General features: G+C 71.2%; 10 protein-coding genes. 5 read left to right on the top strand and 5 right to left on the bottom strand.

What is annotated here, in order from left to right; genetic code table 11:
- Positions 1 to 6: 6 nt before the first annotated feature.
- The 3 genes from ACIP8W_RS12015 to ACIP8W_RS12025 all read right to left on the bottom strand — a co-directional run bounded on the left by ACIP8W_RS12015 (position 7) and on the right by ACIP8W_RS12025 (position 2,484).
- Positions 7 to 915, bottom strand: coding sequence for a carbohydrate kinase family protein (locus ACIP8W_RS12015; protein ID WP_401948882.1), 909 nt, complete (start codon positions 913 to 915; stop codon positions 7 to 9).
- Entirely contained in the window at positions 912 to 1,835 is a 924-nt protein-coding gene (locus ACIP8W_RS12020; RefSeq protein ID WP_402202830.1) for a pseudouridine-5'-phosphate glycosidase, read from the bottom strand. The genes ACIP8W_RS12015 and ACIP8W_RS12020 overlap by 4 nt, the downstream gene beginning before the upstream one ends.
- Positions 1,836 to 1,938: 103 nt before the next feature.
- Complete coding sequence (locus tag ACIP8W_RS12025; protein ID WP_401948887.1) at positions 1,939 to 2,484, bottom strand: methylated-DNA--[protein]-cysteine S-methyltransferase; 546 nt, start codon at positions 2,482 to 2,484, stop codon at positions 1,939 to 1,941.
- A 324-nt stretch (positions 2,485 to 2,808) separates the two neighbouring features.
- On the opposite strand from ACIP8W_RS12025, the gene ACIP8W_RS12030 reads away from it, so the two are divergent.
- The 5 genes from ACIP8W_RS12030 to ACIP8W_RS12050 all read left to right on the top strand — a co-directional run bounded on the left by ACIP8W_RS12030 (position 2,809) and on the right by ACIP8W_RS12050 (position 9,988).
- Complete coding sequence (locus tag ACIP8W_RS12030) at positions 2,809 to 3,783, top strand: MHYT domain-containing protein (RefSeq protein WP_402202832.1); 975 nt, start codon at positions 2,809 to 2,811, stop codon at positions 3,781 to 3,783.
- Between the two features lie 51 nt (positions 3,784 to 3,834).
- Positions 3,835 to 5,955 (top strand): excinuclease ABC subunit UvrB, encoded by a 2,121-nt coding sequence (gene uvrB, locus ACIP8W_RS12035; RefSeq protein ID WP_402202834.1) that lies wholly within the window; start codon positions 3,835 to 3,837, stop codon positions 5,953 to 5,955.
- Positions 5,956 to 6,092: 137 nt separating this feature from the next.
- Positions 6,093 to 6,704 carry a TerD family protein gene (locus tag ACIP8W_RS12040; RefSeq protein ID WP_401948895.1) on the top strand — a complete coding sequence of 204 codons (612 nt, stop codon included), beginning with the start codon at positions 6,093 to 6,095 and terminating at the stop codon, positions 6,702 to 6,704.
- A gap of 166 nt (positions 6,705 to 6,870) precedes the next feature.
- On the top strand, positions 6,871 to 8,790 hold the full coding sequence (locus ACIP8W_RS12045) for a TerD family protein (protein WP_402202836.1): 1,920 nt from the start codon (positions 6,871 to 6,873) through the stop codon (positions 8,788 to 8,790).
- Between the two features lie 220 nt (positions 8,791 to 9,010).
- Positions 9,011 to 9,988 (top strand): TerC/Alx family metal homeostasis membrane protein, encoded by a 978-nt coding sequence (locus tag ACIP8W_RS12050; protein WP_401948901.1) that lies wholly within the window; start codon positions 9,011 to 9,013, stop codon positions 9,986 to 9,988.
- Positions 9,989 to 10,079: 91 nt separating this feature from the next.
- Here ACIP8W_RS12050 and ACIP8W_RS12055 read toward each other — a convergent pair whose 3' ends face one another.
- Both ACIP8W_RS12055 and ACIP8W_RS12060 read right to left on the bottom strand, forming a co-directional pair.
- Positions 10,080 to 10,733: an MBL fold metallo-hydrolase gene (locus tag ACIP8W_RS12055; protein ID WP_401948903.1), complete on the bottom strand. Its 654-nt coding sequence runs from the start codon at positions 10,731 to 10,733 to the stop codon at positions 10,080 to 10,082.
- A gap of 9 nt (positions 10,734 to 10,742) precedes the next feature.
- Positions 10,743 to 11,429 carry a maleylpyruvate isomerase family mycothiol-dependent enzyme gene (locus ACIP8W_RS12060; RefSeq protein ID WP_401948906.1) on the bottom strand — a complete coding sequence of 229 codons (687 nt, stop codon included), beginning with the start codon at positions 11,427 to 11,429 and terminating at the stop codon, positions 10,743 to 10,745.
- Positions 11,430 to 11,576 lie beyond the last annotated feature (147 nt).

An 11,576-nucleotide genomic window follows, 5' to 3' on the forward strand; every position in this document is an offset into this window, starting at 1 on the left:
TACGGGCTACGGTGTCTCGGGGCGGCCGCCCGTCAGGGCCACCGCGTTCGCGCCCGCCCGGCAGCCCGCCGCCGCGGCGGCCGCGGGATCCGCGCCGGCGAGGCGGGCCGCCAGGAACGCTCCGGTGAAGGCGTCGCCGGCGCCCGTGGTGTCCACGGCCCGCGCCGGGACCGGCGGGACCCGGGCCACCGGGGCGCCCGCCTCGGCGACCAGCGCGCCGTCACCGCCCAGGGTCACCACGGCCACCGGCACCCGGCGGCCCAGCGCGGCGGCGGCGTGCGCCGGGTCGGTCAGCCCGGTCAGCAGCCTGGCCTCGTCCACATTGGGGAGCAGGGTCTCCACGCCCTCGACGGCGGCCAGGAAGCGGTCCGCGCCCAGCTCCTTGAGGAACCCGGCCGAGGCGGGGTCCACGCTCACCGGAACCCCGCGCTCCGCCGCCGAGGCCAGTGCGGCGGCGGCCAGTCGGCGGCTCGTACCGGTGAAGAACAGATAGCCGGACAGATGCAGCCGGCCGACGCCGTCCAGCAGGGACGGCGACCAGTCGGCGGGTGACAGGCACAGGGTGGCACCGCTGTCGGTGAGCAGGGTGCGCTCGGCGTCCGCGTCGACCAGGCAGATCACCGTACCGGTCGGCCGGCGGTCGTCGACGACCAGCCGCGCGCGCACCCCCGCCCGGCGCAGCCGCTCCTCGTGCCAGTCGTGGGCGTCGGCGCCCACCCGGGCCAGCAGCCGTACATCGGCGCATCCGGAGCGGGCGGCCCAGCAGGCCGCGTTGGCCCCGGCGCCGCCCGGCAGGGTCCGGATCTCGGCCGCCGTGTCCGTACCGTGCGCGAGCGGGGTACGGAAGCGCGCCACCACATCGGTGACCACGTCCCCGACCACCAGCAGCGCGCCGCCGTCCGGCGCGCCGCTCAACGGTCCGTCCCGGGCCGGGCCGCGGCGATCCGCGCGGCGAGCAGCACATTGCCGCGCACCGCCGCGAGATTGGCCTCCAGCGAGGCGCCGCCGGTCCGCCGCATGAGCTGGTCCAGCAGGAACGGGGTGACGGCCTGTCCGGTGATGCCCCGGTCCCGGCAGTCGTCGAGGGCCTCGGCGAGCACCCGGTCGTGCAGCGCCGGATCGAGCTGAAGCTCCTCCGGTACGGGGTTGGCCACCAGCAGCGCCGTCTCCGGGCCGCCGAGCGCGTCCTGTGCCGCCATCACCGCCGCCACCTCCTCGGGCGTACCGACCGTCCAGTCGACGGGCTCGCCCGACGAGGCCAGATAGAAGCCCGGGAAGCGGTCCGTCCCGTAACCGAGGATCCCGACGCCGAGCGTCTCCAGCCGTTGGAGCGTCGCCGGTACGTCGAGGATCGACTTGACGCCCGCGCAGACGACCGTGATCCGGGTCCTGGCCAGCAGCCGCAGGTCGGCCGACTCGTCCTGGGTCTCGGTCCAGCCACGGTGGACCCCGCCCAGGCCGCCGGTGGCGAAGACCCGGATCCCGGCCCGCGCGGCCAGGAACGCCGTGGCGGACACGGTCGTCGCGCCACTGGCCCCCGCCGCGAGCGCGGGCGCCAGATCGCGGTGCCCGAGTTTGCGTACGGAATCGTCCTCGGCGACCCGCTCCAGCTGGTCCTTGGCCAGCCCCACACAGGGCCTGCCGTCCAGCACGGCCACGGTGGCGGGCACGGCCCCGCCGGACCGTACGAGCGCCTCCAGCTCTCGGGCGACCGCCAGATTGCGCGGGCGCGGCAGCCCGTGCGCGATGATCGTCGACTCCAGGGCCACCACGGGCCGGCGCGCGGCGAGTGCCTCACGTACCTCGGGGGAAAGGTGCAATGCGGTCTCTGACATGTACCCATCCATGGCACGCCCGGGGCCCGCGCAAACGTCGGGGCGCCCGCGCCCGCTCCGTACGACCGGATCAGGTACGCCGGGCGGGCTCCGCCGCCCGCGCTCAGAACAGCGGCTCGGGGAGGACGCCTTCCAGGGTCAGCAGCCGTCGTTTCGTCTCCAGCCCGCCGCTGAAGCCCCCCAGCCCACCGTCGCTCTCCACCACCCGGTGGCACGGCACCACCACCGGCAGCGGGTTGGAACCCATCGCCGCGCCGACCGCCTGGGCCGCCCCCGGACTGCCCACCCGCTCGGCCAGCGTGCCGTACCCGACGACCGTGCCGTACGGGACGGTCGTCGCCAGCTCGCGCAGCACCTGCCGGTTGAAGCCCGAGGAGAGCGACCAGTCCAGCGGCAGCGCGAAGTCCCGCGGCTCGCCCGCGAAGTACGCCGACAGTGCGCGTATCGGCCCGGCGAGCAGATCGGACGCGGACTCGGCGGGCCGGACGCCGAACCGCTCCTCGATCCGGCCGAGTGCCTTCTCCCGCGCCGCTCCCTCGGCGTGGAAGGTGACGCTCACCAGACCCTGGTCCGTCGCGGCCAGCAGCAGCGGCCCGATGCCGCTCGCCACGACGGTCCACTCCACCCGTGACTGCCCGTGTTCGTTCATGCGGACCACGGTACGGCCCACCACTGACAAAGGGGCCGGCGGTACCGGGACGCGGGTGTCCCCGGGCGAGGACTTGGTCACCCTGTGGCCACCACATCAAGCCGGTGCGGATGACCGCCATTGATTCACAGTATGGGCACATGTCGGCCAGGGAAACTCCTTGGACCTGCGGTTCTGTCGAACGGACGGCTGCGCGCGGCCGTCCGGCCACCGCCATAAATCGACAAAACGGCAGAGACGTGTTTGATTCCGGTGGCTGCCGTCCTACCCTCCCGGAACCAGCGCATCCGTACAGTGAGCACAAGGGGCGAAGGGCAAACCACTATGCAGGGCACAATCGACGGATTCAGCTACGGCCTCGTCACACCCGTGGCGGCCTTTCTCATGGCCTGGCTCGGCGCGGCACTGGGCCTGCGCTGTACCGCGAGATCCCTGCGCGCCCGGCGCCCGTGGAAGGCCGGCGGGCTCGCGCTCGGCGCGGCCTCGCTCGGCTCCGGTGTCTGGACCATGCACTTCATCGCGATGATGGGCTTCTCCGTCGTCGAGACACCGATCGGCTACGACATACCGACCACGCTGGCCAGCCTGCTCCTGGGCGTTCTCATGGTCGGGATCGGGATCTTCATCGTCGGCTACCGGGGGATGACCGGGATGGCCCTGGTCACCGGCGGCACGATCACCGGCCTCGGCATCGCCACCATGCACTATCTGGGCATGGCCGGACTGCGGATGCACGGGCGGGTCGGCTACGACACCGGGACCGTCGCGCTCTCCGTCCTCATCGCCGTCGCCGCGGCGACGGCGGCGCTCTGGGTGACCGTCTCGCAGCGGGGGATCCTGGCGAGCCTGACCGCCAGCCTGGTGATGGGCATCGCATCGACCGGCCTGCACTACACCGGGATGTCCGCCGTCCACGTTCATCTGGAGAAGGCCGCCGGAGTCCCCGACGGCACCCCGGCCACCGAACTCCTCGTCCCCATGCTGCTCGGCCCCGCGGTCTTCCTGCTGCTGGCGGGGGTGGCGGTGTTCTACGACCCGAAGCTGGTGACCGGCGGCCGGATCTACGAGCGCCACATCCTGGCCGGGAGCGAGGTGTGCGGACGCGCCGGGGTGCCCGCGCAGCGGCTGCGGCCGAGCGCCGGCCACCGCGGGTACGGGGAGCGCGGGTACGGCGGTCGCGGGTACGGCGGGTACGGCGGTCGCGGATACGGAAACCACGAGTATGGAAACCGTGAGTACGGCGACCGCACCGCCGTCCGATCCGTGCGGCGGGGCTCCCCGGACCTCCACGACCGGTGAGCCGGGGCCGCTCGCGGCCCGGTTGTCAGTGGGGGGTCGTACGGTGGATCCATGCGGCCCGTTTCCAAGATCGAACGTACGGTGGCGCCCTTCGAGGTCGTCAGCTCCTACCAGCCCAGCGGTGACCAGCCGACGGCCATCGCCGACCTGGAGCGGCGTGTCCGCGCGGGCGAGAAGGACGTCGTCCTGCTCGGTGCGACCGGCACGGGAAAGTCGGCCACCACCGCCTGGATGATCGAGAAGCTCCAGCGCCCCACCCTGGTGATGGCGCCGAACAAAACGCTCGCGGCCCAGCTGGCGAACGAGTTCCGGGAGCTGTTCCCCTATAACGCCGTCGAGTACTTCGTCTCGTACTACGACTACTACCAGCCCGAGGCGTACGTCCCCCAGTCGGACACCTACATCGAGAAGGACTCCTCGATCAACGAGGAGGTCGAGCGGCTGCGCCACTCCGCGACGAACTCCCTCCTGACCCGCCGCGATGTGATCGTGGTCGCCTCGGTCTCCTGCATCTACGGCCTGGGCACGCCCCAGGAGTACGTGGACCGGATGGTGCCGCTGAAGGTCGGCGCGGAAATGGACCGCGACCAGCTGCTGCGCCGCTTCGTCGACATCCAGTACACGCGCAACGACCTGGCGTTCACCCGTGGCACCTTCCGGGTCCGCGGCGACACCATCGAGATCTTCCCGGTCTACGAGGAACTGGCCGTCCGGATCGAGATGTTCGGCGACGAGATCGAGGCCCTCTCCACGCTGCACCCGCTCACCGGCGAGGTCATCAGCGACGACCAGGAGCTGTACATCTTCCCCGCGAGCCACTACGTGGCCGGGCCCGAGCGCATGGAGAAGGCGGTCAACGGCATCGAGCGGGAGCTGGAGTCCCGCCTCGCCGAGCTGGACAGGCAGGGCAAGCTGCTGGAGTCCCAGCGGCTGCGCATGCGCACGACGTACGACATCGAGATGATGCGCCAGATCGGCTCCTGCTCCGGGATCGAGAACTACTCGATGCACTTCGACGACCGTGGCCCCGGCTCCCCGCCCAACACCCTCCTCGACTACTTCCCCGAGGACTTCCTGCTGGTCATCGACGAGTCGCATGTCACCGTGCCGCAGATCGGCGCGATGTACGAGGGCGACGCGTCCCGCAAGCGGACCCTCGTCGACCACGGCTTCCGGCTGCCCTCCGCACTCGACAACCGCCCGCTGAAGTGGGAGGAGTTCCAGCAGCGGATCGACCAGACCGTCTATCTCTCGGCCACCCCCGGGACCTACGAGCTGTCCCGCTCCGACGGCTTCGTGGAGCAGATCATCCGCCCCACCGGCCTCATCGACCCGGAGGTCGTCGTCAAGCCCACGGAGGGCCAGATCGACGACCTGGTGCACGAGATCCGCGAGCGCGTCGAGAAGGACGAGCGCGTCCTGGTCACCACGCTCACCAAGAAGATGGCCGAGGACCTCACCGAGTACTTCCTCGAACTGGGCATCCGGGTGCGCTATCTGCACAGCGACGTCGACACCCTCCGCCGGGTCGAGCTGCTGCGCGAGCTGCGCGCCGGGGAGTACGACGTACTGGTCGGCATCAACCTGCTGCGCGAGGGCCTCGACCTGCCGGAAGTCTCGCTGGTGGCCATCCTCGACGCCGACAAACAGGGCTTCCTGCGCTCCGGGACCTCGCTGATCCAGACCATCGGCCGTGCCGCGCGCAATGTCTCGGGCCAGGTCCATATGTACGCGGACAGGATCACCCCGGCGATGGAGAAGGCCATCGACGAGACGAACCGCCGCCGGGAGAAGCAGACCGCCTACAACACCGAGCGCGGTATCGACCCCCAGCCGCTCCGCAAGAAGATCAACGACATCGTCGCGACCATCGCGCGCGAGGAGGTCGACACCGAGGCCCTGCTCGGCAGCGGATACCGGAAGGCGAAGGACGGCAAGCAGGGCAAGGCCCCGGTGCCCTCGCTCGGCATGAAGCCCGCCAAGGGCGCCCGGCCGGGCGCGGTGGTCACCGACCGCCCCGCCGCCGAACTGGCCGGGATCATCGAGGAGATGACCGACCGGATGCGGGCCGCCGCCGCCGAGCTCCAGTTCGAGATCGCCGCCCGGCTACGGGACGAAGTGGGCGAGCTGAAGAAGGAACTGCGGCAGATGAGGGAGGCGGGACTCGCCTGACACCCCGGGACACCTGGTGTGTTGCAGGACCGACACAGAAAGGGCCGAAGTCTCCTGCGCCGTCAGCAGTACTGCGTAGGGTGCTGCGCAACCGCATACGGACGGTTGCGGGGGAAACCATTCGAGAGGGGACAGCGGTGGACGTATCGAAAGGCGGCGCGTCCGGGGGCCCGGGGGTCAATCTGACCAAGGGCCAGGCCATCAGCCTGGAGAAGAAGGGCGGCGGGACCCTGACCGCGGTGCGGATGGGGCTCGGCTGGCAGGCCGCGCCGCGCCGGGGCCTGTTCGGCTCCCGCACCCGGGAGATCGACCTCGACGCCTCGGCGGTGCTTTTCGCCGACAAGCAGCCGGTCGACGTGGTCTTCTTCCGTCATCTCGTCAGCGACGACGGCTCGGTGAAGCACACCGGCGACAACCTGGTCGGCGGCGCCGGCCAGGGCGGCGACGACGAGGCGATCCTCGTCGACCTGGCGCGGGTCCCGGTCCATATCGACCAGATCGTCTTCACGGTGAACTCGTTCACCGGCCAGACCTTCCAAGAGGTGCAGAACGCGTTCTGCCGCATCGTCGACGAGACGAACGGCCAGGAGCTGGCGCGCTACACGCTCGACGGCGGTGGCCAGTACACCGCGCAGATCATGGCCAAGGTCAGCCGCGCGGGCGCGGGCTGGCAGATGACGGCCCTGGGCAACCCGGCCAACGGCCGTACGTTCCAGGACCTGATGCCGGCGATCCTGCCGCAGCTGTGAGCAGCCGCGCGCGACGCGACTGACCGCCTTCGCCGAACGCGGAGGCCGGGCGGTACGGCTTCCCGGCGGCCGGGCACCCGCCCGCGCCGAACGCGGAAGCCGTACCGCTGTCGTACCCACCCACCCCAGCCACACACAGCCGAACACCGACGAGGGGACAGAGGCGATGACGGCCGAGCTGGTCCGGGGGCAGAACCACCCCCTGCCCCACACCCGACTGGAGATCCGGGTGACGGCCGGCGCGCCCGTCCTGGCCTGCGCCACCCTCGGCGGTGCCGGGGGCACCGTGCCCGGCGCCGAATGGATCGTCCACCCCGGCGCGCCCGCGCTCCCCGGTATCGAGGTGTCCCGCCGGGCCGCGCCGGGGCTGCGCTTCCACATCGACCTGGACGCCATGCCCGAGCGGGTCGAGCGGGTCCATGTCCTGCTCGCGCTCCCCGAGGGCGTCGGCGGCCCCGACCGCTTCGGCGCCACCGCTGCCCCCTTCGCCGCCGTCACCTCCACCGACGGCACCGAGATCGCCGGCTTCACCCTCACGGGCCTGGACACGGAGTCCGCCGTCGTCGCGCTGGAGCTGTACCGCCGCCGGGGCGCGTGGAAGGTCCGGGCCGTCGGCCAGGGGTACGCGGGCGGCCTCGCCGAACTCTTCGGCGACCAGGGCCTGCCCCGGGCCGGTGCCCTCGCCGCCGGGATCCAGGAGACGGCCGCACGCCATCTCGCGGGAGCCGTTCAGGCGCCCCTGCCCGGAGCGCCGGACCCGGCGCCGCGCGCGGCGCCACAGCCCCGGGCCCCGGAGCCCCAGGACCGGCCCGGCACCGTACCGGCGCAGCAGCCCGCCCCGCAGAGCGGCACGGGGGCCGGTGGCGCGGTCGGCTACGCGCACCCCGGCCGGCGCGCCTCGGCGCCGCCGGCACCGCCCCCGGCCGCCGCCGAGCCCGCGCCGGGCAGCCCGCCCCGGCCGGTCGCCGGGGACGCCACCGGCTGGACCATGGACGAGCGCCTGTACAACCAGGTCTGGGGCATGTTCGAGGACCTGGCCCGTACCACCGCCGCCTACCGTGGCGCGATGGACTTCGCCGAGTCCCGGATGGACCAGGAGCTGGACCGTGTCCTCGCCGACCCGCGCAACCGCGTCGGCGGAGCGGGGGACAGCGCCCGCGAGGCCGTCCGCGCCCGGCACGACCAGCTCGCCGACCGGGCCCGCGAGGCCCTCGACCGCGATCTCGCCCAGCTCACCGCCGAGTCCGAGGTGGTCGAGCCCGCCCTGCCGCCCGCCTACGCCCGCTGGGACAGCCCGGTCTGGCAGGGCTACCGGGTCCCGATGGAGCTGCCGATGGCGCTGCGCCTGGGCGATGTCCATCTGCCCGAGCGCCCCGATCTGCGGATCCCGATGCTCGTACGGCTGCCGCTGGAGCGCGGGTTGTGGATCGACAGCGGCCGGTCCGGCTCCGAGGCCGCCCTGATGACGGACGGGTCCCGGCTGCGCGGGCTGGCCATGGACACCGCCGTCGGCCTCGCCGCGCGGCTGCTCGCCGTCCATCCGCCCGCCGGGTTCACCGTCCAGGTGATCGACCCGGCCGGCTCGGGGGCCGCGCAGCTGGCCCCGCTGACCGCGTCCGGGGTGCTGGACGAGCCGCCCGCCGCCGGGGCCGGGGGAGTGGCGGCGGTCCTCGCGAAGCTCACCCGGCGGGTGGATCTGGTGCAGATGGCGGTACGCGCCGGCACGCCCGAGTCCCTGCCGCCGGAGCTGGACACCGCCGAGCAGCTGCTGATCGTCAACGATTTCCCGCACGGCTTCGACGACCGCGCGGTCACCCAGTTGCGCTATCTCGCGGACGAGGGTCCGGCGGTCGGTGTCCACCTGCTGATGGTGGCCGACCGCGAGGACGCGAGCGGGTACGGGCCGGTACTCGACCCGCTCTGGCGCTCTCTCCTGCGGATCACCCCACTTCCGGACGATCACCTGCAGGACCCCTGGGTCGGACACGCATGGACATATGAGTCTCCGGTGGTGCCTGCCGGAAGTCGGGTGTTGACTGATATTCTCGGCCAAGTGGCCGAAGCTCGACGCTCCTGGCCGCACTGACCTGCGGATTTGAGACTCCTTTACCCAACTCTTTACCTTCTTTTGGGTTTTAGTGTACTCTCCTCCGTAGCGGAGGGGAGTACTCCCACATCGCGACGTACCCGTCAATACGGGCCGCCATCGGTCCCGGGGCGTCGGCCGGACGGCAGAGCCGTTCAGGTGGAGGAGACCTCCGGCAGCGGACGACGCTGATCAGTTGCCGTACGAAGCCGGAGGAACAGTGGACGTCTCTTTGAACGTGTGGTTGCTGACCATTCTTGGTCTGTCAGCCCTGATCGCCGTCGATTTCTTCATCGGGCGCAAGCCCCATGACGTATCGATCAAGGAAGCGGGGATCTGGACGATCGTCTGGATCGTCCTCGCGGTCCTGTTCGGTTTCGGGGTGATGCTGTTCGGTACGACGCAGGCGTCCGGCGAGTTCTTCGCGGGCTTCATCACCGAGAAGTCGCTCAGCGTCGACAACCTCTTCGTCTTCGTCCTGATCATGGCGAAGTTCTCGGTGCCGACCCATCTCCAGCAGCGGGTGCTGCTCATCGGCGTACTGATAGCGCTGGTCCTGCGCGCGATCTTCATCGCCGCGGGTGCCGCGATCATCGCCAGCTTCTCGTGGGTCTTCTTCATCTTCGGCGCGTTCCTGCTCTACACCGCCTGGAAGCTCATCCAGGAGGCGCGCTCCGGTCATGAGGAAGAGGAGTTCGAGGAGAACCGCCTGCTGAAGTCCGTCGAGAAGCGCTTCGGCGTCGCCGACAAGTACCACGGCACCAAGCTCTTCATCCAGGTCAACGGCAAGCGTGTGCTGACCCCCCTGATGGTCGTCATGCTCGCCATCGGCACCACGGACGTGCTGTTCGCGCTGGACTCCATCCCCGCGATCTTCGGCCTCACCCAGGACCCGTACATCGTCTTCACCGCCAACGCCTTCGCGCTGATGGGTCTGCGGCAGCTCTACTTCCTCATCGGCGGACTGCTCAAGAAGCTGGTGCACCTCAGCTACGGGCTGTCGGTCATCCTGGGCTTCATCGGGGTGAAGCTCGTTCTGCACGCGCTGCACGAGTCAGGGGTGCATGTCCCCGAGATCTCCATCCCGGTCTCGCTCGGCGTCATCTGCGGTGTGCTGGTCATCACCACCATCACCAGCCTCATCGCCTCCAAGAAGCAGGCCGAGCGCGACGCGGCCGAGGGCAAGATCGAGGCCTGATCCGCACCGCGGAGAGCCCGCACCGCGGTATATCCGTCCCGTAGTAGCTGTCCCGCAGAGCCGGTGGACCGGCCCTGCGGGACAGTGCCGTCTACCAGCCCCGCGCCCGCCACTCGGCGAGGTGCGGGCGCTCGGCGCCGAGGGTGGAGTCGTTCCCGTGGCCGGGATAGATCCAGGCCTCGTCCGGCAGGGCCCCGAAGACCTTGGCCTCCAGGCCGTCCAGCAGAGTGCCGAACTCGGCCGGGCCCGCGGTCTTCCCCGGGCCGCCCGGGAAGAGGCAGTCGCCGGTGAAGACATGCGGGTGACCGTATGGATCGTCGTAGACCAGGACGATCGAGCCCGGGGTGTGGCCCACCAGCCACCGCGCGGTGAGGGAGACCTCGCCCACCCGGATGATGTCCCCGTCGTCGACCAGGACATCGGTGGGGACGGGGATGCCCTCCGCGTCGTACCGGCCCGCGTACGTACGCGCACCGGTCGCCGCCACGACCTCGGCCAGCGCCTGCCAGTGGTCGCCGTGGCGGTGGGTGGTGACGACGGACGCGATGCCGTCCTCGCCGATCAGGGTCAGCAGGGTCCCGGCGTCATGGGCCGCGTCGATCAGCAGCTGCTCGCCGGTGGCCCGGCAGCGCAGCAGATAGGCGTTGTTCTCCATCGGCCCGACGGCGGCCTTGGAGATCGTCAGGGCGGACAGTTCATGGACATCCGCAGGTCCGCCGACCTTTACCGCTCCGCTGTACGTCATGCGTTCAGCCTATAGCGGGGGCAGTACGGGCAGGGGGCCGCCGGAGCACTCCAGCGCGGCTCCGTCACGGCGGCCCGCGAGCCAGGCCAGCAGGTCGGAGGCGGGGCCGGTGACGGAGCGCGGGGCGCCCTCCGGGCCGCCGGTGCGCCAGTCGCCCCCGCCGGACGCGGCCAGGGCCAGCGGCGGGATGTCCGGGTTCCCGGCGAAGCGCTCCGCGAGGAAGCCGATCTCCCGGGCGGTGAACTCCTCGGGGAAGTCCTCCGGGCCGTAGCCGAGCCCCAGATCGGCGTGGTGCAGCTCCACCTCGATCCAGCGGCGGAACGGCACACGCGCCGCCACGTCCGTGACCCCGTTGCGCATCGTGATCACCCGGCTCCAGTCGGCGGGGACGGCGGCGGAACGCTGGAAACGGTCCGAGGCGTTCCGTACGTCGGCGAGCTGGTCCGCGAGGGGGCGGGGGGCATCCCGCTCGATGTCCGCGTCCCGGGTGCGGGCGTCCACGTACATCGGCCGGCCTTCGAGAACATTCACCAGCGCGTCCGCGTTACGCGCGAGGTGTGCCAGTACGTGGCCACGGCTCCAGCCCGGCAGCCGTGACGGCGCGGCGGTGGCGGCGTTGTCCAGTGTGGCGGCCGCGGTCAGCAGTCGCTCGGTCGCTTCGCGTACAGAGGCCAGGTCCTGTTCGTGATCGATCATGGCGCCGACGATAGCTCCGCCACTCGATCGGGTGAAGACGACCGGCGACCGCCGTAAATCGAATGCACGTGCTATAGGCTCGGAAGAGGCATCCTGGCATGTAGGCAATCCCCGTTCCATTCGTTCTGGCGCCCCCCTCGCACCCGG

Origin of the sequence: Streptomyces sp. NPDC088554, from assembly GCF_044752945.1 — a bacterium.
Lineage (GTDB): Bacteria > Actinomycetota > Actinomycetes > Streptomycetales > Streptomycetaceae > Streptomyces.

Excerpts from the sequence above, each read along its gene's own strand:
- ACIP8W_RS12060 (WP_401948906.1), bottom strand. The coding sequence starts at position 11,429 with ATGATCGATCACGAACAGGACCTGGCCTCTGTACGCGAAGCGACCGAG.
- ACIP8W_RS12055 (WP_401948903.1), bottom strand. The coding sequence starts at position 10,733 with ATGACGTACAGCGGAGCGGTAAAGGTCGGCGGACCTGCGGATGTCCAT.
- uvrB (WP_402202834.1), top strand. The coding sequence starts at position 3,835 with ATGCGGCCCGTTTCCAAGATCGAACGTACGGTGGCGCCCTTCGAGGTC.
- ACIP8W_RS12020 (WP_402202830.1), bottom strand. The coding sequence starts at position 1,835 with ATGTCAGAGACCGCATTGCACCTTTCCCCCGAGGTACGTGAGGCACTC.
- ACIP8W_RS12045 (WP_402202836.1), top strand. The coding sequence starts at position 6,871 with ATGACGGCCGAGCTGGTCCGGGGGCAGAACCACCCCCTGCCCCACACC.
- ACIP8W_RS12025 (WP_401948887.1), bottom strand. The coding sequence starts at position 2,484 with ATGAACGAACACGGGCAGTCACGGGTGGAGTGGACCGTCGTGGCGAGC.
- ACIP8W_RS12030 (WP_402202832.1), top strand. The coding sequence starts at position 2,809 with ATGCAGGGCACAATCGACGGATTCAGCTACGGCCTCGTCACACCCGTG.